The sequence below is a fragment of the Pseudomonas putida genome, from assembly GCF_001976065.1.
Classification (GTDB): Bacteria; Pseudomonadota; Gammaproteobacteria; order Pseudomonadales; family Pseudomonadaceae; genus Aquipseudomonas; species Aquipseudomonas serbica.
Window position 1 is genome coordinate 26650 of sequence record NZ_MNAH01000002.1, and the last position, 22254, is coordinate 48903.

The window sequence follows — 22254 nt, forward strand, 5'->3', positions numbered from 1 at the left end:
ATGTCACCCCTTGCTGTGTTCAAGATGGATGGACAGGCCGGGGCCTGTGACACTCAATACGGTGTAATCGGGCCAGCATTGCAGCAGCCCGAGCGTCAGGGCTTGCTCGGGTGTGCGCACTTCGTAGTGAAGACTGTGCAGCGGTGGCAGCGCCGGGCAGCCGCAGACCAGTGCCGCGAGCGCCTCATCGCAGGCGGGCACGTCGATCCCGCGGCCAGGGTGCGCAACCGCGCCGATGCGTTGCTGCAGGCTGTTCAGCGATGTGTCGATCGGGCCGTAGCAGCCTTGCAGCCAGCGGCGCAAGGTTGGCTGCAACGTGGCGTAGCGTGGGCTGGCATCCAAATGCTCGAGGGCTTGATGCGCAATAGCCCGGGCGAAAGGTTGCAGCATCGGCGGATTGCCCAGTTCCTGGCGAATGCGCGTGCACTCGCGGGAATACTCGAACAGATCGGCCAGGCGTGCGCGATCGCGCAACGCTTGCATGGCCTCGGCGGCGATTTCGCCCGGCAACTGGTGCTCAAAGGGCGCGAGGTCGAAGGCCCAGGGCTGGTTCTCGGCAAACCCCTCCTGATCCGCCACGCCGGCGAGCTGGGCCTGGGCTTCTTCCACACGCGCCTGATCCGGTGTTTGCAGCGGCAATTGCAGCAGCGCCGCCGACCGGATCAACAGTGCCAGCGAAGGCGTCGAGGCACCGTTGGCGACACAGGGCAGCGCGACATCGAGGCGGTCGATGCCGAGGCGAATCGCTTCCAGCGCCACCTGCGGGCCGAGACCGGTGTGGCAGCGGGTGTGCAGGTCCAGAGGTGTTCCATCAGCGCCGCTGCGCAGGGCTGCGAGCAAGCCGGGCAGGCGATCGCCATGCAGCAGGCCGGCTTCGTCGCGCAGCATGATGCGCTGCGCTCCGGCCTGTACCAGCTGAGCCGCGCAGGCCGAATAGTGGGCGTTGCCATGTTGATGATCGTCCACATAGGGCAGGGCGGCGGTGGCGGTCAGACCGTTCGCCAAGGCCAACTGCACGGCGTTGCCCAGGCGCTGGAAGTCCAGCTGCGGATCGATCAACACCACCTCGCTGATACCGGACCGGGCAAGCACTCGCAGCCAGCCATTCAGCGCTTCGCCTGCGAGCACATCGATGGCGCCCTGGGCGGGCAGCAGGTTCACCGTGGCGCGCAGGGGCGTGCCATGGGCGCGTTCGCGCATTGCAATGACGCGTTGCAGCGGATTTTCACCGCGGCCGAGACATTGCGCGATCACGGCGGGACTCAATACCTCGATCGCCGCCAGCCGGGCGTGCCCCAGTGAATTCATGGCGCCGAGCAGCATCGCTGTGCCGGGGGCACCGCCCCAGGCTGCGGTCTGGCCGTCGCTCAGGCTGACATCGACCAATGTTGTCATGCTCATGCGCGCTCCTTGGCTTGTTTCAAGGCCTGCTTGCGGGCGGGTACGAAGACGTCTTCGACCCAGCGAGTGGTGACCAGGCCTGCGACGAAGTCGGGGTGATCGAGCACGGCATGGTGGAAGCTGGCGGTGGTCGACAGGCCTACCACCTTCATGTCCTCCAGCGCCTTGCGCATGTGTACGATAGCCTCGCTGCGGGTCGGTGCATGCACGATCAGCTTGGCCAGCAGGGAGTCATAGAACGGTGGCACGGTGGCGCCGCTGTAGCAGTGGGTATCGACCCGTACGCCTTTGCCCTTGGGCGGCAGCCACTCGCTGACCAGGCCCGGGCTCGGGAGGAAATGGCGGTCCGGATCTTCAGCGTTGATCCTGCACTCGATGGCATGGCCGACCAGTTTGACGTCGGCCTGGCTGAACGACAGCGGCAGGCCGGCGGCGATGCGAATCTGCTCGGCCACCAGGTCCAGGCCGGTGATCATCTCCGTTACCGGATGCTCGACCTGGATGCGGGTGTTCATTTCCAGGAAATAGAATTTGCCATCGCGGTCGTCGACCACGAATTCAATTGTGCCCGCGCCGAAATAACCGACATTGCGCGCCAGGCGTACCGCGCACTCGCCCATTTGTTCGCGGGTTTGCGCCGCGAGGCTCGGGGAGGGTGCTTCCTCGATCAGTTTCTGGTGTCGGCGCTGGGTCGAGCATTCGCGTTCGCCCAAGTGCACCACGTTGCCGTGGCGGTCGCCCATGATCTGGATTTCGATGTGGCGCGCCAGTTCGATGAACTTCTCGACATACAAGGTCGGGTCGCCAAAGGCCGCCTGTGCTTCCGAGGAAGCGGAACGGAAGGCGGCCTCGGCTTCTTCGTCGCTGCGCACGATGCGCATGCCACGCCCGCCGCCCCCGGCGGTGGCCTTGAACAGCACCGGGTAGCCGATGTCGCTGGCGATGGCGCGGGCGGTTTCTGCATCGGCCACGGCGTCCGAGCCCGGTACTCGCGGTACTTCGGCTTTTTCCGCCAGGCCGACGGCGGTGATCTTGTCACCCATCGAATCAATGATTTCAGCCGATGGACCGATGAACGCAATGCCGGCGTCTTCGCAGGCCTGGGCAAAATGCGAGCGTTCGGAAAGGAAGCCGTAACCCGGGTGGATGGCATCGCAGCGCTGTTCCAGTGCCGTGCGCACCAACAGCTCGGCGCACAGATAGCTTTGCGCGGCCGGCGCCGGGCCGATGACCACGTACTCATCGGCGAGGCGCGCGGCCAGGCTGTCCTGGTCTGCTTCGGAGACGGCAGCAACCGATTCGATGCCCAGGGTTTTGCAGGCGCGCACGATGCGCACCGCGATTTCGCCACGGTTGGCGATCAATACCCGGCGGATGTCGCGGGTTGCCACGGGAATGCTGCTCATCAACGTGCCTCCGGTTCAAGAATCATCAATAGCTGGTCACGCTGCACCATCTGCAGGTCCTGGGCGACGATGCGCACGACGCGGCCTTTCACCGGTGACGCAAGGGTGTTGAAGAGCTTCATGGCTTCGACCAGGCACAGCGGCGTGCCTGTCTCGACCAAGGTGCTCTCTTCGACGAAGGACGGTTGGTCAGGACTGGGTTTGCGATAGAAGGTGCCCATCATGGTGGCGCGCACGGCGACCTGACCGGCGGCGATTTCAGGTTCGCTGGTGGCCGCCACAGTGGTCGGCTGCGCCGGTTTTGCCGGAGTAACGCCTTGCGCAGGCGCCTGGGACCGCTCGATCGTTCCCGACTTGCTGGCAGTCAGGGTGGTGTCACCGATGCGGACTTCAAGGAAGTCCAGATGCCGGGTGTGATCCAGTATTTCCAGGATTCTTCGTGCTTCTTTATGTGTGAGCGACATGCCTTCTGGCCTCTTGTTGTTCGAATTGCCTTGACGGATATGAACATCGATACGTAGGATTGTCAACAATCAGACAATCATGTAATTTGCTGATCGTGATCCAGGGCGTTTGCGCAGGCCTTCAAGAAAAGCGTAGCGCGCGGCGGCCAAGGGCCCGGCGATTTGAGAAATCAGTAGTGTTTTGGAGGGGGCGAGAATGAGTACAATCGCGGTTAAGTCAGATGTCGCTGGAACGGTGTGGCAGATTCATGTCGGCGTGGGCGATGTCGTTGAAGAAGATCAGATACTCATCGTCATGGAATCCATGAAAATGGAAATTCCATTGATGGCTGTCGAACCGGGGCGCGTTATCAGCGTTCTTGTTGCCGAGGGCGACGTGGTGAAAGACGGCCAGGATGTCTTGCTTATGGAGTGCGATTGAAGTCTATGTCAATGAATGCAGGTTCGGCGTCGGCCGCCAAGGGCGGTAGTGCAATAGGTATCATGCGTGCTGGTCGCCAGCGCGTATTGACGATGCCGGAGCAGATTGCCGAAAGCATTACGCTTGCGATTCTGCGAGGCGAATACGGGCCGGGCGATTCGGTGCGTGAACAGGAACTGGCCGACCACTTCCAGGTCAGCCGGGGTCCGATTCGCGAGGCCCTGCGCATTCTCGAGAAGGTCGGCGTGGTGACCATCGTGCCGCAGCGCGGCGCGCATGTGACTTCATTGAGCAGGCAGGAGATCGACAATCTGTTCGAGATCCGCGCGGTACTGGCCGGTTTGCTGGCCAAATACCTGGTCGACCTGGATGGATCGATCGTCAATCAAATGGACGCCATCGTCACCCGTCTTGAGCAGATTGCCTCGCAAGCGGATGCCCTGGACGAGTATGCCCAAGGCAGTTATCGCCTGAGCACGCTGTTATTCCAGTCCTGCGGCAACAAGCAGCTGGCGGAACTCATGGGAGCGCTGGGCATCCAGACCGCACGCTACACGCGGTTGGGGTTGCGTTCACCGGAGCGTCGCCAGGCTTCCGCCAACCATTGGCGCCAACTGGTCGAAGCGCTCAAGCACAACAGCAGTTCGGTGGCCGCGAACATGATGGTTGAGCTGATCAACGCTTCCCATCAAGCCGCATTGAATCACCTGGAATAATCCACACGGGGGCACATCACTCCCGAGTGCTGTGTCAGGTTGTCGACAATAAGACAAAAATCATGACAAAAAAACGCACCGCAGGACACATGCTCAGTTGGGCAGCCAAGCAACACCGAGGCCGCACCGCCCTGATCTTCGGCGACACCGGCCTGACCTATGATGAGGTCGAGATGGGCAGTAACCGGCTTGCCCATGCCTTGATTGGCCTTGGATTGCAGGTTGGGGAGCGCGTCGCCGTGCTGCTCAACAACTCGCCGGAGGCGATCGAGAGTGTTTTCGCTGTCGAGAAGGCCGGTTTGGTTTACGTGGCGCTCAATGCCCGGCACACCTTGGCCGAACAGATCGCGATCCTCGAGGACGCTGGCGCCGGTGTGTTGGTGGTGGGGCCTGAGTTTCGCGAGATCGGCGAAGGCGTTCTCGATCGCGTCGCGGGTTTGCGTCATGTGATCGCGCTCGATTGGCAGTCACCACAGCTACTGGACTACCGCCGGTTGCTCGCCTCGATGCCAACGCAGGCGCCGAATGTCCAGGTGTCTCCCGATGCCTTGCTGCGCATTGCCTATACCTCGGGCACCACCGGCAAGCCCAAGGGCGTCACCTACACGGTCAAGCGCTGGTATGAACGCCTGACCAACCATTTCTACGCCATGGAATACAGCCTGGGCGTGGAGGATGCGATGTTGCATGTCGGTCCCTTGACCCATGCCGCCGGCGTGCATCTGTTGCCCTGCTACTTGCGCGGGGCGCGCAATGTGATTCTCGAGAAGTTCGAGCCACTGGATACGCTGCAACAGATCCAGCGACACCGGATCACGCAGATGATGTGCGTGCCGACCATGCTCATGCGGTTGCTCGACGCCCTCGACAGCGGCGCCAGTGCGGATCACTCGTCGCTCAAGTGCATCCACTACGGGACTGCGCCGACATCCGTCGACCTGATCCAGCGCGCCATTGCGCGCTTCGGCCCGGTGATGCGTCAGCAGTACGGAATGACCGAGGCGGTCCAGCCGCTGGCGGTGTTGTACCCGCACGAACACGTCGAAGACGGCGTGCTGCGTTCCTGCGGCAAACCGACTGCCAATGTGCAGATCAGCGTGCGCGATGTTCACGGCGCGGAACTGGCGGTGGGCGAGATTGGCGAGATCGCCATCGCCACCGACGGCATCGGCGAAGTGGCGTTCTGGCGTCGCCCGGATCTGGAGGCCGAGGCCATTCGTGACGGCTGGTACTACTCGGGCGACCTGGGTTACCTCGATGTCCAGGGCTTTCTTTATATCGTCGGGCGCAACAAGGACATGATCATTTCCGGTGGCTTCAACGTGTATGCACGGGAAGTCGAGGATGCCCTGGAAAGCCATCCGCAGGTACTCGAGGTGGCGGTCCTGGGCCTGCCTGACGCGGAGTGGGGCGAGCGCATCGCCGCGTTTGTCGTACGGCGCGAAGGCGCCACGCTCGATAGCGAGACCCTGGGCAGTCATTGCGCAGCCCTGATCGCCGGCTACAAGAAGCCGCGCCTGATCGAATTCGTCGAGGCCTTGCCGCGCAATAGCGCCGGCAAGGTGGTGAAGAACATTCTGCGCGATGACTATCTCGCGCGCCTGCAGAGGAAATCATCATGAGCACGCCTGTTGCCCCTGAATGGTCGCTGGAGCTTGCGGACATCCGCGCGCGTCGGGAAATCGCCTACGCATTGGGTGGTCCCGAAGCGGTGGAAAAACACCACGCCCAAGGCAAACTCACGGCGCGTGAGCGCATCGGCCATCTGCTCGATGATGAAAGTTTCGAGGAGTTCGGCATTCTTGCCGGCGCGGTGAAGTACACGCCGCAAGGCACGATCGCCTCGGCCACACCGAGCACGGCCGTGGTGGGCGTCGGTCAGATCGACCGGCGGCGCACTGTGGTGGCGGCCGATGATTTCACCATCCGGGGTGGTTCGTCGGAAGCGGCGGTCGCCGAGAAGTGGATCTATGCCGATCGCTACGCCTGGGAATACAAGTTGCCGATCATCCGCATGATTGACAGCGCCGGCGGCAGTGTGAAGCTGCTCGACAAACTCGGTCATACCAAGATCCCGGGTTATGCCCTGTTGCCGATCACCAACCTGCTGGGCGCGGTGCCGGTGGTCGGCATTGCCCACGGTGCTTGCGCCGGCCTGGGTGCGCTGCGGGTGGCCGCTTCACACCTGTCGATCATGGTGCGGGGCCAGAGCCAGGTGTTCGCGGCTGGCCCGCCGGTGGTAAAGCAGGCGTTCGGCATCGATATCGACAAAAACGATCTCGGTGGCTATGACCAGGTGCATCGTCACAGCGGCATGATCAACCTGGCTGCCAACAGCGATGCCGAGGCACTGGACCTGGCCAAGCGCTTTTTGTCCTATCTGCCGGGCAATGTCTGGGAGCAGCCGCCACGAGTTGCCTCGCAAGACTCTCCGGCGCGCCGTGACGCCTGGCTCAACGACGCGATTCCCCATGACCGGCGCAAGATCTTCAACCCGCACAAGATCCTCAAGTCGCTGGTCGACAAGGACAGCCTGTTCGAGATGTCCCCGGATTTCGGTGCCTCGACCATCACTGCGTTCGCCCGTCTCAACGGCTATTCGGTGGGAATCATCTGCAACAACCCGCGGGTTGGCGGCGGTGCGCTGACCCGTGCGGCGGCGCTCAAGCAGACTCGCTTCATCGACCTGTGCGACACCTTTCACCTGCCGCTGATCTACCTGGTGGACCAGCCCGGTGTCATGACCGGTCAAGAGGCGGAAATGCAGGGCACGTTGATTGCGGCCATGCAGGCTGTGCATGCGATAGAACAGGCGAGCGTGCCGGTCATCACCATTGTGCTGCGCCGTTGCGTCGGGCTTGCCGGTGCCATGGTCAGCCCCTGGCATGGCCCTACGGGTACGGCATTACCGCACCGGTTCGCCTGGCCTTCGGCGCAGTGGGGTTCGATTCCGATCGAAGGCGGTGTCGCCGCTGCCTACAAGCAGGAGATCGCTGCAGCCGATGATCCGCTGGTAAGACGCAAGGAGCTGGAGGCCCATTACCAGGCCCTGGCTTCACCGCTGCGTACGGCCGAACGCTTTGGCGTGATCGACATCATCGAGCCAGACAGTACGCGTCCACTGCTGTGCAACTGGGTGGGTGACGCGTATCGCCTCACCGCGCTTTCCCTCGGGCCGAAGCGGCGGACCATGCGCTAGTCCCCATGGGACGGGTGGCATCGAGCCTTACCTTCATAAAAACAATCAAAGGTACTGACGAATGTTCTGGAAAAAGAGTCCCTGTGCCGTCCTTGCGACGCTGATGGTGATTCACCTGTTGGCCCAGGTGGACCGCAATATCCTGCTGGGCTTCGCCCCGCAGATCACCGGTGAGCTGGCGATCAACAATGCGCAGTACGGTTTTCTGGTCGGCGCGGTGTGGGTACTGAGCTATGGCGTGATGGCGGTATTTCTCGGTGCGCTGGCCGATCGTCACAGTCGGCCGCGGGTGATCGGCGCAGGCATGCTCGTCTGGAGCGTTTGTACGGTGGCCTCCGGTTACGTCCAGAACTTCGAACAAATGGTTGCGGCGCGTTTTCTGGTGGCCACCGGCGAAGCCGCGCTGGTGCCCGCCGCCACGGCCCTGTTGATGGAGCTGTTCTCGGAAAAACGTCGGGGCACCGCGGTGGGACTGTTTTACCTCGGCATTCCGTTGGGCATTGGCTGCAGCTTTTTGCTGGCGGGCACACTCGGCGCCGCCCATGGCTGGCGCACCACGTTCCATTTCCTCGGTATCGCCGGGGTGATCATTGGCTTGCCGTTAATGCTGATGAACGACAAACGCAGCACGTGCATGGTGCAGGAGCGCGGCGAACCCCTCGCCGCACAGATGGCCGCCGTGTTCGGCGAACTGCGCAGCAACAGTGTGGTGCGTTACACCGTGACCGGGTTCGTGCTGGCCCACCTGGCCTATCCGGGCATTTCATTCGCACAACTCTGGATGACGCGGGAGAAAGGACTGGACCCGGCCTCGATTGCCATGACCCTGGGCGCCATGCAGATCGTTTTCGGTTCGTTGGGCGCGTTGGCCGGCGGCATTCTGAGCGACCGCCTGGCCCCTCGTTTCAAGGGCGGCCACGGCAGTGTGCTGGCGTTGCTCATGCTGGTGTGCGCGCCGTTCATGATCGCTTATCGCCTGGTACCGGTCGATTCGCCGCTGTTTCATGTGGGGATGGCGGTCGGCATCTTCATGTTGATGTCGCTCTACGGTTCCGCGACCACCGCTATTCAGGGCGCGGTCCCGGTGCGCATGCGTTCGACAGTCATGGGCTTCTCGATGCTGCTGCTCAACCTGTTTTCGGTAGCACTGGGCACCTTCGTCGTCGGCTGGATCAGCGATGCATTGACGGCTGCCGGAGTGGATTCGCCGCTGACCCATGTGTTGCTGGTCAGCGACATTCTCGCCCTGGTGCTGGGTGGGGTTTTCTTTTATGTGGCGGCGCGTATCAAGCGTGCAAGCGCCTGTGCGATGCCGACTATGGGTATCAAGGTTTAGCTTATGACCAGGTCCGCCGTCCTCCAATTGCAGTCGGTCACCAGCCTGTATCTGCCGGGTGTGCTGGCGAGCATCGTAGTCGCCATTGCCGCGCGCTTCCTGGCTGACCAGTACCACGCGCCGGTGATGCTGTTGGCACTCTTGCTCGGCATGGCCATGAACTTCCTGGCGGCGGGGCCGAGCAGGGCCGGTATCGACTTCAGCGCCCGGGAAATCCTGCGCGTGGGCGTGGCCTTGCTGGGGCTGCGCATCTCGCTGGAGCAGATCGTGGCGCTGGGCTGGCATCCGGTGTTGATCGTGGTCGTGTCGGTGGTGGTCACCATCGGGGTGTCGATGCTGGCGGCGCGTGCCCTGGGCTTCAATGCGCTGTTCGGCCTGTTGTCCGGCGGGGCCACCGCGATCTGCGGCGCGTCGGCGGCACTGGCCCTGGCGGCGGCGTTGCCGGGCCACCAGGCCAAGGAGCGGGCGACGCTGTTCACGGTCATTGGCGTGTCCAGCCTGTCGACCCTGGCGATGATCGTCTATCCGCTGATTGCCCAGGCGCTGGGCCTGGACCCGCTGCAAGCCGGGGTTTTTCTCGGCGCCACCATCCATGACGTTGCCCAGGTGGTCGGTGCCGGCTACAGCATGTCCCATGACATCGGCGATACCGCCACGGTGGTGAAACTGATGCGCATCGCCATGCTGCTGCCGGTAATCGTCTGCGCGGTGTTGATCACCCGCGCCCAAGGCGGGCAGGGCACGGGTGAGCGGCCACCGTTGTTGCCCTGGTTTGCCGTGGCGTTCGTGGTGCTGGCGACGTTAACCAGCCTGGGTTGGTTGCCATCGGTGGTGCAGGGCCTGGGCAATCAGTTGTCCAGTTGGTGCCTGGTGGTGGCCATCAGCGCGCTGGGGATGAAAATCCAGTTGAAGGAACTGGCTACGGTGGGGTTCAAACCCATCCTGTTGATGGTCGGTGAAACAGTGTTCTTGCTAGGGCTGGTGTTGCTGATGATACGACTCTGAAGTTGAGTCTGGTCGTTCAATAACGCGGATGTTCTGACGCCGGCGGTATTGACTGGATCTCGTTGAATGAACTGAACGCTCCCCTGACGGGGTTATGAGTGGTGGGCACTGTCATGCCCGAATTTTGAATAGCCAGGTGTATTTCCATGAACGCAAAACAACAACAAAAACCACAGAGGCAACCTATGCGGGCAAACAAGACTCATGGCGTTGGTGTGTTCGAGCCAACGCTGCTGGCCTCGGCGCTGTTCATCGCCATGTTGCCGGCGGCACAGGCCTTCGAACTGGGCACCGGCAGTGAAGACTGGGCCGTGCGCTTCGATAACACCTTGAAGTTCAACTACGCCCAGCGAGTCGAAAGCCCTAACAGCAAGTTGGCCAACTCATGGAACAACAATGATGGCAATCGCAACTTCTCTTCCGGCAGTGCGGTGTCCCAGCGCCTGGATGTGCTGTCCGAACTGGACGTGACGTACCAGAAGAAAGCCGGTTTTCGCGTCAGCGCCAACAGCTGGTACGACCATGCCTACGACAATGTCGGCAGTGACAACGCGGCGACCAACCAGCTCAACGATGGCCGAACGGATTCGCGCCACGTGAGCGGTTATGTCGATCGCTACTACAACGGTCCGTCGGCGGAGATCCTCGATGCCTTCGTCTTCGGCAGCACGGAAATCGGCGAAGACTCGATCCTCAGCGCCAAGCTCGGCAAGCACACCCAGTACTGGGGCGAAAGCGTCCTGGCCTTTGCCCACGGCAACAGTTACGGCCAGTCGGGCCTGGACATCAGCAAGGCGCTGGCGGTGCCCGGCACCGAAGCCAAGGAGCTGTTCATCCCGCGCAATCAGTTGTCGGTCAGCTTTACGGTCAACCCGGAACTGACCCTCGGCGCGCAGTACTTCCTCGACTGGGACGCTTCGCGCCTGCCGGAATCCGGTACCTACCTGGGCTTCAACGACGGCATCCAGAACGGCGGGCACAACCTGTCGCTGATCGGTGGGCAAAATCCGTTCTTCGGCGCCCCGGGCGCGATCGGAGCCAACCAGTTCCTGCGCCTGAGCAATGGCCATACCTTCAAGCCGGACAAACGCGGCGACTTCGGCCTGATGGCGAAGTGGAGCCCGGAATGGCTCGACGGTACGCTCGGTATCTACTACCGCAACACCTCTGACATCTTGCCCAACCTGGTGCTGCAGCCGACCGCTGTCGGCCCAGCCCAGCTGATCTCCGGCAACATCGGCAGCTACAACCAGTTCTATGTCGACGACATCGATATCTATGGCATCAGCCTGTCGAAAAGCGTCGGCGATGTCAGCGTCGGTTTCGACCTCAACTACCGCGAAAACATGCCCCTGGCCAGCGTCGCCGGTACCGTCAGCCCGGCCGCGGTAGCTGCCGGCCGGCCAGGTTTCATCGGCGGCTTCGACGGCGAAGACGGCGTGGCTCGCGGCAACACCGTGCATGCGGTGCTCAACGGCCTGACCACCTTTGGCGATACCCCGCTGTGGGACAGCTCCTCATTGCTGGTTGAACTCGGCTATAGCCGGTGGCTGAAGGTGACCGACAACAAGCAGCTGTTCAAGGGCGAGGACTGGTACCGGGGTACCGACAAGGTCACCAAGGACAACTACATCATTGGGGTCAACTTCAACCCGACCTGGTACCAGGTCTTCCCGGGCATCGATATGTACCTGCCGATGACCTACAACGTCGGCCTCAACGGCAACTCCGCCGTCCAGTTGGGGGGCAACGAAGACGCCGGCAGCTACTCGGTCGGCGTCGGCTTCGACGTGCACAACCAATATCGCTTCGACCTGAAATACGTGGACAACTTCGGTCCATTCGACACGTGCAGTTCGCCAGGCAGCGCTGGCAGCCAGGGAGACGGCGCTGCGCCGGGTGCCAACGGGCAGTACAACTGCACGCCCGGACAAACCACCGCCTTTGGCGGTACACCGGCCCAGCTCAAGGATCGCGGCATGGTAACGGCCACCTTCAAGACAACTTTCTGATTCGCGATTGCTTAAAAACAATCAGGAGAACGACACCATGAAATGCATGCACAATCTGTTAACCGCCTCCGTCGCGCTGGCGTTCGCCGGTCTGGTCCAGGCCGCGGTACCCGCCGCAGACGCCGGCAAGCTGGGCAGCAACCTCACTGCCGTCGGTGCCGAAAAAGCCGGCAACGCCGATGGCTCCATTCCGGCCTATACCGGTGGCCTGACGACCGCGCCAGCGGGTTTCAAATCGGGCGATACCCTGCGTCCCGACCCTTATGCCAACGAGAAACCGCTGCTGGTGATCGATGGCAAGAACGTCGCGCAGTACAAAAACCAGCTGACGGCCGTCACGGTCGAACTGGCCACGCGTTTTCCCAGCTTTCGCGTCGAGGTCTATCCGACTCATCGCAGCGTGGCCCTGCCACAGAGCGTGCTGGACAACACCTTGAAGAACGCCACCGGCGCCAAGTCGCTGGAGGGTGGCAACGCCATCGAGAACGTCCTGCCGGGGGTGCCTTTCCCGATTCCGCAGTCAGGTGCCGAAGCCATGTGGAACCACCTGCTGCGTTATCAAGGAGTGGCGTATTCGACCAAGTATGACTCCTGGAACGTCGATGCCTCGGGCGCGCAGATCCTTGCCACCAGCGGCGAGATCGTCAATTCGTTTCCGATCTTCGAAGACCTGGGCAAGGTCATCGATGGTAAGGACACCTACTTCCAGACTCGTCTGTTCTACACCGGTCCCGCACGCCGGGCGGGCGAGGCGATCATGCTCAAGGACGCCGCCAACCCGCTGGCCCAGGCGCGTCGTGCCTGGCAATACCTGCCGGGGCAACGCCGGGTGAAGCTGGCGCCGACCCTGGCCTATGACACGCCAAACCCGGGCACGGCTGGCTCGGGCACCTATGACGACGTGTACGTCTTCAACGGTGCGCTGGATCGCTACGACTGGAAGCTGGTGGGCAAGCAGGAAATGATCGTGCCTTACAACACCTACGCGCTGAGTTACATCAAGGACCCGAAAGCCCTGACCACACCCAACCACCTGGCGCCGCAATTCGTGCGTTGGGAGAAGCACCGCGTGTGGGTGGTGGAAGGCACGCTCAAGGCCGGCGCCCGTCACGTCTATGCCAAGCGTCGCTTCTATCTGGACGAGGACAGCTGGGTGGCCCTGGCCTCCGATCAGTACGATGCGCGCGGCCAACTGTACCGTGGCTCTTTCAGCTTCCTCTCGCAGAGCTACGACGTGACCACCCCCAACACCACGCCGCACGTGATCTATGACCTGGTGGGCGGGACCTACAACATCAACGGCTTGTCCGGCGCCTACGGCGGCATCAAGTACATCGCACCGCTCACCAAGGCGCAGTGGTCACCTGACGCACTGGCCGGTAACGGTATTCGCTAAGCGCGTTACACCAACAGGCCCGCTGCACCTCGGGTGCAGCGGGCGCGGTTTTGCCAGGAGGACGCACTATGTGTTCATTGAACAAGCGCAGGTTGCAGGCGTTGGTGATGCTATTGGCGCTGTGGCAGACGGGTGCCCAGGCGAGCGGCTACATCGATGTGCTGGATCTGCCCGCAAGGGCCAGTGCCTTGGCGGGACGCAGCCCCATGCTCGACGTGGCGAATGCGGGGCAGCGCCTGCTTGCCGTAGGGCAACGCGGCCATATTCTTTATTCCGATGACGCCGGCCAGCAATGGCAGCAGGCGAGTGTGCCGGTCAGCAGCGACCTGAATGCCGTTTACTTTTCATCCCGGGACCAAGGCTGGGCCGTGGGCAACGATGGGGTCATCCTGCACAGCAGCGACGCCGGCGTGACCTGGAGCAAGCAACTGGACGGTCGCCAGATCGGCGCGTTGCTGGTCGAGCATTACTCGCAGTTGGCCAATGCAGAGCCGGCCAACGAACAGTGGCCGCTGCTGGTCGCGCAAGGGCAGCGGCTGGTGGAAGAGGGTGCCGACAAACCCTTGCTCGACGTCTGGTTCGCCGACGACAAACTCGGCTATGCCGTTGGTGTGTTCAACCTGATTCTGCGGACCGAGGATGGCGGCCAAAGCTGGACGCCATTCCAGGATCGCACCGACAACCCGCAGAACTTACATCTGAACGCGATCAACTCGACCGGGGATGCCTTGTACATCGCGGGAGAGCAGGGGTTGTTGCTCAAATGGGATAGCTCTCAGCAACGCTTCATGGCCTTGCAGACACCCTATCAAGGCAGCTATTTCGGCGTGGTCGGCAAGCCTGGCGAAGTCGTGGTCTACGGCCTGCGCGGCAACCTCTTTCGCAGCACCGACGGCGGCCTGAGCTGGACCCCGTTGAAAAGCGCAGTGCAAGTTAGCATCACCGCCGCGGCCGTCGATGCTCAAGGTCACTATCGGTTTTTCACCCAGGCCGGTCACATGCTGGTGGCGAAGGACGACAGCGGTCGCTTGCAGCTGGTGGTGCAGCAATCCCCGTCACCGGTCGCAGGCGCGACATCGCGGCTCGACGGCGCGCTGGTCGTGGTCGGCAGCCGTGGTGCCCGCACGCTTCTCGAAGAACAAGAGCCAGAACAATAGAGCGAGAACTCACACATGGCCCCTACCAAGCAAGACAACATGCCGGTCATCCGCGATCTGCGTGATTTCGATCGGCGCTCCGGCAACCTGCTGGAACGGCTGGTGTTCAACCATCGGCCGCTGTTCATGCTGCTCATGGCCGTGGCCACCGTGGTCCTGGGTTACATGGCCGCCACGCGTCTGGAACTGCGCCCCAGCTTCGAGAAGATGATTCCGCAGAGCCAACCCTACATCCAGAATTTCCTCGAGAACCGCCAGTCGTTGCGCGGCCTGGGCAACTCGGTGCGTGTCGTGGTGGAAAACACCCAGGGCGATATCTTCGACCCGAACTACCTGACGGTGCTCAAGCAGGTCAACGACGAGCTGTTTCTCAGCGAAGGGGTTGATCGCGCCTGGATGAAGTCGCTGTGGACGCCTGCGGTGCGCTGGACTGAAGTCACCGAGGAAGGCTTCCAGGGTGGTCCGGTGATGCCAGATACCTATGAGGGCAAACCCGAGCAGATCGAACAGTTGCGCCAGAACATCTCCCGCGCCGGCATTGTCGGCAGCCTGGTGGCCAGCGACTACAAGTCGAGCATGTTGGTCGTGCCGCTGCTGGACAAGGCCTCGGCCACCGGCCAGAGCATCAACTACCACGCCTTTTCGCAGATGCTCGAAGAGCGGCTGCGCGACAAGATCGAGTTTGCCGGTGACAGCTCTGCGCGTAAGTCCGGGGAAGAGGGCAAGGGGCCGTACAAAGTGCGGGTGATCGGTTTCGCCAAGCTGATGGGCGACCTGATTGATGGCTTGATTCAGGTGATGATGTTTTTCGGCCTGGCCGTCATCACTTCACTGATCATCATCTACGCCTACACCCGTTGCGTGCGCAGTACCCTGTTGGTGGTCGGCTGCTCGTTGATCGCGGTGGTCTGGCAACTGGGCATCGTCGCCTGGCTGGGCTATGCCATCGATCCGTATTCGGTCCTGGTGCCGTTCCTGATCTTCGCCATCGGCGTGTCCCACGCGGCGCAGAAGATGAACGGCATCATGCAGGACATCGCCCGTGGCACGCACAAGCTGATTGCTGCACGCTACACTTTTCGCCGTCTGTTCATTGCTGGCGTCACCGCGCTGCTGGCGGACGCGGTGGGCTTTGCCGTGTTGATGCTGATCGACATTCCGGTGATCCAGGACCTGGCGATCACCGCCAGCATCGGTGTCGCGGTATTGATCTTCACCTCCCTGTTGCTGATGCCGGTGGCGCTGTCCTACATCGGCGTCGGGCGCAAGGCCGCCGAGCGCGCGCTGAAAATCGATACCCGTGCCGAGCACCACAAAGGCTTCGGCAAACTCTGGGACCTGCTCGATCGCTTCACCACGCGCAAGTGGGCGACCGGCACCGTGCTGGTCGCTGTGTTGCTGGGCATCGGCGGGTTCATGGTCAGCCTGCAACTGAAAATCGGTGACCTCGACAGCGGGGCGCCGGAGTTGCGCGCCGACTCGCGCTATAACCGCGATAACGCCTACATCACCCAGCATTACGCGCTGTCGAGCGACCTGTTCGCGGTGATGATCAAGACCCCGGCGGAAGGCTGCCTCAACTACCAGACCCTGGTACTGGCCGACCGCCTGGCCTGGGAGCTGCAACAGTATCCGGGCGTGCAGGCCACCGCTTCGCTGGTCAACGCGGTACGCCAGATCACCGCCGGCACCTACGAAGGCAACCCCAAGCTCAACAGCATCCAGCGTAACCAGGACGTGCTGAACTACGCCGCGCAGCAGGCTTCGGTCAATGCCCCAGAGTTGTTCAATACCGATTGTTCATTGATGCCGGTGATCGCCTTTCTCAAGGACCATAAGGCCGAGACACTGGATGCGGTGGTGGCGATTGCCGACAAGTTCGCCAGGGAGAACAGCAGCGATGATCGCCAGTTCCTGTTGGCGGCCGGCAACGCCGGTATTGAAGCGGCGACCAACATCGTGGTGCGCGAGGCCAACCGCACCATGCTGCTGTACGTTTACCTGGCGGTGACGCTGTTCTGCCTGATCACCTTCCGCAGCTGGCGCGCCACGCTGGTGGCGCTATTGCCGCTGGTGCTGACCTCGATTCTTTGCGAAGCCTTGATGGTGGTCATGGGCATCGGCGTGAAGGTCGCGACCCTGCCGGTGATCGCCTTGGGCGTGGGGATTGGCGTGGACTACGCGTTGTACCTGCTCAGTGTGCAGTTGCAGTACCAACGCCAGGGCCTGTCGCTGTCCCAGGCCTATCGCAAGGCCGTGGCCTTCACCGGCCGGGTGGTCGGGCTAGTGGGTATCACCCTCGCCGCCGGCGTGGTGTGCTGGGTCTGGTCGCCGATCAAGTTCCAGGCCGACATGGGCATCCTGCTGACCTTCATGTTCCTGTGGAACATGCTCGGCGCGCTGATTCTGATTCCGGCGCTGTCGTTCTTCCTGCTGCGCAAACAACGGAGTGGGGGAGCGCTTGAGGTGGCCGATCGCGAGGCGGTTGTTGCCCCGGGCAAGCGGGTGGAGTTCGCCGCCAGTTCCCTGCGTCGATAAGCGCTGGACCAGCGCATCCAGGCGGCCAGCAATGCGCCGTCTGGATGCGAACTGGGGTCTACCCGATCAACCCTGGCAGAAGCGGATTCGGTTGCCGAATGGATCGTAGACTTCCAGGACCTGCCCCCAGCCCTGCTGGACAATCTCCGGACGCCCGTAGCCGTAGCGCTTGGCGAGTAACTCGTCGCGCAGCAATTCGATATTGTGCATCGGGACAAACACCGTCGAGCCCGGGCTGGCGTCGCCATGATGTTCGGACAAGTGCAGCTGCAGACCGTTGCGGCTGATGCCCAGGTACAGCGGCAGGTCGGCTTCGAAACGGTGCTCGAATTCGATGCTGAAACCCAGGAAATCAAGATAGAACTCCCGGGCCTTGGCTTCGTCGAACATGCGCAATATGGGAATAGGCTTGTCGAAGGTCACGGTGGTTGCGGGCCTTGTGTCGGCCTGGGGAAGCATGGCGGACGCGGTGTTCCAGTCCTTGTAGCCCAGTTGCTGCGCGACCAGTTCCAACGCGGTGGAGTGAGACAGGCTCTGATTGCGTTCCTCCAGCGAGGCGCGCAACTGTTTGGCCATCTGCTTGGCTTGCTCGATTGAAATCATCGTTGCTCCTGTAGCCGAGATCCTTGGGTGCCCGCGTTGCCAAACCTCGACCGTCAAGAGATACGACAGGGTTCGCATGAGGAAGCGATGCTTTCACCTTTCCCATCGGGAGCGAGCGGCGGGCAGCATCGGCCCGGTGCCGATAATACATAGCCGCCCCCGAGACGGGAAGGCATGCGCCTGTGTATCGCTGTGTATCCAGGCCCGTCGTACGCAGAGTGGCTTACAAATGCCCCCGCAACCGGATACATCCGGGATACACGTGTGCCGTCAAATAGCCCTGCCTTAGCGAGAAAGCAAACGCACCTCGCTCCACGGCTTATTGCCCTTGTGGCATGACCCACGCGGCTCGGCCGCACACAGTCTCCGGAGAATCACCATGTCCCGTATGTCTAACAAATCCCGCATTGGCCTGATCGCTGTTGCACTGGCCGGCAGCCTCAACCTCGCTTCTACCGCCTTTGCCGCAGACGCATTGCCCCAAGGCTACCAACTGGCTTCGGCGGAAAAAACCAGTGAAGGCAAGTGTGGTGAAGGCAAGTGCGGCGCAGAAGAAACCGGCGCCAAAGTGACCAAGGCCGGCGAAGGCAAGTGCGGTGAAGGCAAATGTGGCGATGCTTCGTTCGCCCGTACCGACACCGACCACGACGGCCGCGTTTCCCTCAAGGAACTGCTGACCGTTGCCCCGCAAGGCGGTGAAGAGTTCAAGGCCATGGACACCAACAACGATGGTTTCCTCTCCGAAGGCGAGGTCTACAAATTCCGCACCAACCAGTTCACCTCCAACGGCAAGAAAGTGCCTACGGAATTGTTCACCCAGATGAGCAAGGCGAAGAGCTGATTACGCGATACGGCGGTAAACAAACCTCCCTGGGTTTTTCCCTGGGGAGGTTTTTTTTGTTTTTCCAGTTACCAGATCCAGCGCGTCCCGACATCCAGCGCCTTGACCTTGAGGCCGCCATCGCTGGCAAGCCAGTTCCTACAGTAGATCGGTTGCAGCCGCGATAGGCGTTGCCCCTCAGTCAAAGGCACTGCGGTAGGCAAACAGCCCGGGCATGCCGCCGGTCATCACAAACAGCAGATTGCTGCCCGCCGGATAGTCGCCCCGGCGTACGGCGGCGAGCAGGCCGGCGAAGGCCTTGCCGCCGTAGACGGGGTCGGTGAGCAAGCCTTCCCGGGACGCGAGCAGGCGTACTGCTTCGAGCATCGCGTCGGTCGGCGCGCCATAGGCATCGCCGCGCTGGCTGCCGTCCACGCGAATCGAGTCGTCGGCCAGCGTTGTGGACGGGTCCAGCAGCTGTAGAACCTGGCGGGTCTTTTCCAGGGTCGTGGTCGTGGCCTGTTCCTCTGTCGCCAGCACCGAGTAGCCGAGAATGTGCGTCGAAGCGCCCGCCAGGGTGACACCGGCCAGCAACCCTGAGTGCGTGCCGGCGCTTCCGTTGGGCACGATGATCTGCTCGAAATGCACGTCCAGCGCATCCGCCTGGCTCAGGATTTCCGAAGCGCAGGCGGCATACCCCAGGCTGCCCCGGGGGCTGGAACCGCCAAGCGGCATCACGAAGGGCTTTTTACCTTGCCCCTTGAGCGTGTCGACCCGTTCTGACGCATAGGTATCAGGCACGACGCCTCGAGAGAGCCGATGGACCTTCGCGCCAAACAGTGCGTCGAGCAGTACATTGCCGTTGTGGCAAAAATCGTCGTCGGTGCGCACGGCAGAGGGTGTCAGGATCAGCTCGCAGGCGAGGCCGTGACGAGCCGCCGCGGCCGCGGTGAGCCGCGCATGATTGGATTGAAAGCCGCCCCAGGTCACCAGTGTATCGGCGCCTTCGGCCAGGGCTTCGCCGAGCAGGAATTCCAGTTTGCGCAGTTTGTTGCCACCGCCGCCGAGACCGGGCAGGTCGTCGCGCTTGACGTAGAGGTTGCAGCCATTGAGTTCTGGCAAGCGGCTCAATCGGGACAGTTTCTGGATCGGGGTCGGGCCTTCGAGCAGGGCCACCCGTGGGTAGGCGGCCAATGCGGCATCAAGATGATTCAAGTCGTGGGGCATGAAGGATCGCTCATGGGGTAGAGGAAGCTCGGTGGGCTTGATTGCCATCTGCCACTCTAGGAAGCCATGGCGTGAAGATATACCGCTGGCGAGTAATTACAGTTGATACACCGTGTAATGAACGCTGATATCTTGAAAACAGATAACACTGATCTTAAATATTCGTTTATTGAGATATCAACGCGCGAGATAACGTCTGCCCGACTGAAGTAGGGAAGGGCAGACGATGAACAACGAGAAACCAGCGACAGCCGACAGTGGCACGATGAATTATGCCGAGCGCAACCTTGCCTACTGGCAGCGCAACCTGGCGGTTTGTGTGTTCGGCTCGTTCACCACCCTGGTCAGCCTGAGCATGCTGTTGCCGTTCCTGCCGCTCTATGTGCAGCAGCTGGGCGTCACTGCCCAGGCCGACGTGGTGCAGTGGTCCGCCGTGGCGTTCGGGGCGACATTTTTTGGCACTGCGATTACCGCGCCGTTGTGGGGGCGGTTGGCGGATCGGTATGGGCGCAAGCCGATGCTGGTACGCGCGGCCATCGGCATGGCGGTGGTGATGTCGCTGATCGGGCTGGCGCGGGATGTCACCGACCTGGTGGTGTTGCGCCTGGTCGCCGGGCTCATCGGTGGTTATGCCTCGGCTTCGATCGTGATGATCGGTTCCCAGGTGCCACGGGAAAAGGCCGGTTGGGCCTTGGGCGTGCTGTCGACGGGGGCATTGTCCGGCAACCTGATCGGCCCACTGGTGGGGGGCTTCCTGCCGCAGTGGGTCGGCATCCGCGGCACTTTTTTCGTCGGTGGTGCCATGATCGCGGTGGCTGCGATCACTACTGTCGTGCTGGTTCGCGAAGACTTTCGTCGGCAGTTGGACGGGGCACGCCGGAGCAATACTTCCAGACATCAGGCCGACAGTGCGCGCTGGCCGATCATCGCCGCATTACTGATGACGGCGATGATGGTGCTGCTGGCCAACATGTCGATCGAGCCGATCATCACCGTCTACATCGGTCACCTGGGCGTGGCCTTCGATGATCAGGCGCGGATTGCCGGAATCGTGATGGCGTGTTCGGCGCTGGGCAGCATCTTGACGGCCGCCCGGCTGGGGGCGTTGGCTGATCGTGTTGGCAGCTGGAATGTGATCACCGGATGCCTGGTGCTGACCGGCATCGTCATGGTGCCCCAGGCATTCGTCACGCAGTGGTGGCAGCTGGCAGTGCTGCGCGGCCTGATGGGCATGACCATTGCCGGGTTGCTGCCGGCGATAGCCAAGCTGATCCGCCAATCGGTAGCGGAGCACAACAGCGGGAAAATCCTCGGCTACCTGCAATCGGCGCAGTTTTCCGGACAGGTGATCGGGCCCCTGATCGGAGGCCAGATCGGTGCGCATTTCGGCCTGCACCACGTGTTCCTGGTCACGGGTGCGCTGCTGGTGGTGTGTGCCGGGGTGAACGGCTGGATCAGGTCACGGGTTGATACGCTGCAGAGTGCTACGACGCCAAGGTAGCGGGAACCCCATCAAGACGCACGCTGTGCAGGAAGGTGGCCAGTGCGCTGGAACAGTAGCCATCGATGCGCCGCACGAACACCGTCTCGACTTCAGCCAGCTGCGGGGACAGTTCGTGCACGGCCACCACCCCCTCGCGGGCCGCATTGGCAACCACGCCCCTGGGCAACAGCGTGACCCCGACTCCAGCCGATACGCAGGCAATGATCGCTTCGATGGAGCCGAACTCCAACGGCTCGGGGGCGAGGGCGCCGAGGCTGGCCAGCAGCGTATCCAGGCGTTGGCGATAAGAGCAGCCCAGGCGGAAAACCACGGTCTTGAGGTTCAAGGCCGCGGCGACATCCTCCACGCGACGCAAGCTCGGTGAGGTGACCAGCACCAGTTCTTCGCGAAAGACGACTTCGCTGTGCAGCTGCGGATGATTGACCGGGCCAACCACGAACGCGCCCTCCAGCTTACAGTCGATGACGTCCTGGATCAGGCTGCAGGTGGTGCCGGTGCGCACCACCGGGCGCACCTCAGGGTAAGCCTTGGCAAATCGAGCGATCAGCTGCGGCAGGCGCAGGGCGAGGGTGGTCTCCAGCGTACCGATCTCCAACACACCCCTGGGCTGGCCGTCATCGCGGGCGGCGCTGGAGGCATCGAGCAGCAATTTCGCCAGGCGGTCGGCGAAGGGCAGGATGCGCCGCCCCGCGGGCGTCACCTGTACGCCCTTGGCGCTGCGTTGGAACAGCGCAACCCCCAACTCGTCCTCCAGCGAGCGGATCCTCGCGGACACGTTCGACTGTACGGTGTTCAGTTCGCTGGCGGCCTTGTTCATGCTGCCGTGGCGCGCCACCGCGGCCACTACCTTGAGATCCGTGACATCCATCGAACTCACCTATCTGAAAAAACAGTAACGGGTGCGCAATTCAAAGCCCATTAGAGATTAACAGGCGTCGGAGAACAACCCGAGACGGAGTGCATGCAAATTCACCAAAAGCGATCAACTGAATCATTAATGATCATTTTACATGATCATTTGCCGAGCATAGGTTGACAGGGCACAGAGA

18 protein-coding genes are annotated in these 22254 nt (G+C 62.1%); 12 read left to right on the forward strand and 6 right to left on the reverse strand.

The genetic code is table 11. The annotated features are described in order from the left end of the window. Positions 1-3 precede the first annotated feature (3 nt). The 3 genes from BKX96_RS06765 to BKX96_RS06775 are packed head-to-tail and all read right to left on the reverse strand — an operon-like array spanning position 4 to position 3271. Positions 4-1401, reverse strand: coding sequence for an acetyl-CoA carboxylase biotin carboxylase subunit family protein (locus tag BKX96_RS06765; protein WP_077183170.1), 1398 nt, complete (start codon positions 1399-1401; stop codon positions 4-6). Continuing rightward, on the reverse strand, positions 1398-2807 hold the full coding sequence (accC, locus tag BKX96_RS06770) for an acetyl-CoA carboxylase biotin carboxylase subunit (RefSeq protein WP_077183171.1): 1410 nt from the start codon (positions 2805-2807) through the stop codon (positions 1398-1400). The genes BKX96_RS06765 and accC overlap by 4 nt, the downstream gene beginning before the upstream one ends. Further along, positions 2807-3271 carry an acetyl-CoA carboxylase biotin carboxyl carrier protein gene (locus BKX96_RS06775; protein ID WP_077183172.1) on the reverse strand — a complete coding sequence of 155 codons (465 nt, stop codon included), beginning with the start codon at positions 3269-3271 and terminating at the stop codon, positions 2807-2809. The genes accC and BKX96_RS06775 overlap by 1 nt, the downstream gene beginning before the upstream one ends. Positions 3272-3467: 196 nt before the next feature. Here BKX96_RS06775 and BKX96_RS06780 point away from each other — a divergent pair, with 196 nt between their 5' ends. The 10 genes from BKX96_RS06780 (at position 3468) to BKX96_RS06825 (ending at position 17051) form a co-directional block, all read left to right on the forward strand. After that, positions 3468-3692, forward strand: coding sequence for an acyl-CoA carboxylase biotin carboxyl carrier protein subunit (locus BKX96_RS06780; protein WP_077183173.1), 225 nt, complete (start codon positions 3468-3470; stop codon positions 3690-3692). Between the two features lie 5 nt (positions 3693-3697). After that, on the forward strand, positions 3698-4408 hold the full coding sequence (locus tag BKX96_RS06785; RefSeq protein WP_082240463.1) for a GntR family transcriptional regulator: 711 nt from the start codon (positions 3698-3700) through the stop codon (positions 4406-4408). Between the two features lie 62 nt (positions 4409-4470). Beyond that, positions 4471-6030: a class I adenylate-forming enzyme family protein gene (locus tag BKX96_RS06790; RefSeq protein ID WP_082240464.1), complete on the forward strand. Its 1560-nt coding sequence runs from the start codon at positions 4471-4473 to the stop codon at positions 6028-6030. After that, positions 6027-7607 carry an acyl-CoA carboxylase subunit beta gene (locus BKX96_RS06795; protein ID WP_077183176.1) on the forward strand — a complete coding sequence of 527 codons (1581 nt, stop codon included), beginning with the start codon at positions 6027-6029 and terminating at the stop codon, positions 7605-7607. Before BKX96_RS06790 ends, BKX96_RS06795 begins: the two co-directional genes overlap by 4 nt. A gap of 61 nt (positions 7608-7668) precedes the next feature. Beyond that, complete coding sequence (locus tag BKX96_RS06800) at positions 7669-8943, forward strand: MFS transporter (RefSeq protein WP_077183177.1); 1275 nt, start codon at positions 7669-7671, stop codon at positions 8941-8943. A 3-nt stretch (positions 8944-8946) separates the two neighbouring features. After that, entirely contained in the window at positions 8947-9948 is a 1002-nt protein-coding gene (locus tag BKX96_RS06805; RefSeq protein WP_077183178.1) for a YeiH family protein, read from the forward strand. Between the two features lie 185 nt (positions 9949-10133). Next, positions 10134-11960, forward strand: a complete 1827-nt coding sequence (locus BKX96_RS06810) for a DUF1302 domain-containing protein (protein WP_077183179.1) — start codon at positions 10134-10136, stop codon at positions 11958-11960. A 37-nt stretch (positions 11961-11997) separates the two neighbouring features. Further along, complete coding sequence (locus BKX96_RS06815) at positions 11998-13356, forward strand: DUF1329 domain-containing protein (protein WP_077183180.1); 1359 nt, start codon at positions 11998-12000, stop codon at positions 13354-13356. Positions 13357-13424: 68 nt separating this feature from the next. Then, positions 13425-14513 (forward strand): WD40/YVTN/BNR-like repeat-containing protein, encoded by a 1089-nt coding sequence (locus tag BKX96_RS06820; RefSeq protein WP_077183181.1) that lies wholly within the window; start codon positions 13425-13427, stop codon positions 14511-14513. A gap of 15 nt (positions 14514-14528) precedes the next feature. Then, complete coding sequence (locus BKX96_RS06825) at positions 14529-17051, forward strand: efflux RND transporter permease subunit (RefSeq protein WP_082240465.1); 2523 nt, start codon at positions 14529-14531, stop codon at positions 17049-17051. Positions 17052-17117: 66 nt separating this feature from the next. Here the strand turns inward: BKX96_RS06825 and BKX96_RS06830 are convergent, their stop codons facing one another. Continuing rightward, positions 17118-17654 (reverse strand): glyoxalase superfamily protein, encoded by a 537-nt coding sequence (locus tag BKX96_RS06830; RefSeq protein ID WP_077183182.1) that lies wholly within the window; start codon positions 17652-17654, stop codon positions 17118-17120. A 379-nt stretch (positions 17655-18033) separates the two neighbouring features. On the opposite strand from BKX96_RS06830, the gene BKX96_RS06835 reads away from it, so the two are divergent. After that, positions 18034-18495 carry an HvfA family oxazolone/thioamide-modified RiPP metallophore gene (locus tag BKX96_RS06835; RefSeq protein WP_077183183.1) on the forward strand — a complete coding sequence of 154 codons (462 nt, stop codon included), beginning with the start codon at positions 18034-18036 and terminating at the stop codon, positions 18493-18495. Between the two features lie 177 nt (positions 18496-18672). Here the strand turns inward: BKX96_RS06835 and BKX96_RS06840 are convergent, their stop codons facing one another. Next, positions 18673-19701, reverse strand: a complete 1029-nt coding sequence (locus BKX96_RS06840; protein ID WP_077183184.1) for a D-cysteine desulfhydrase family protein — start codon at positions 19699-19701, stop codon at positions 18673-18675. 265 nt (positions 19702-19966) lie between these two features. Here BKX96_RS06840 and BKX96_RS06845 point away from each other — a divergent pair, with 265 nt between their 5' ends. Continuing rightward, positions 19967-21202 (forward strand): MFS transporter, encoded by a 1236-nt coding sequence (locus tag BKX96_RS06845; protein ID WP_080957124.1) that lies wholly within the window; start codon positions 19967-19969, stop codon positions 21200-21202. Here BKX96_RS06845 and BKX96_RS06850 read toward each other — a convergent pair. Then, positions 21186-22073 (reverse strand): LysR family transcriptional regulator, encoded by an 888-nt coding sequence (locus BKX96_RS06850; RefSeq protein ID WP_077183186.1) that lies wholly within the window; start codon positions 22071-22073, stop codon positions 21186-21188. The two genes, BKX96_RS06845 and BKX96_RS06850, sit on opposite strands and share 17 nt — an antisense overlap. Between the last annotated feature and the right edge of the window lie 181 nt (positions 22074-22254).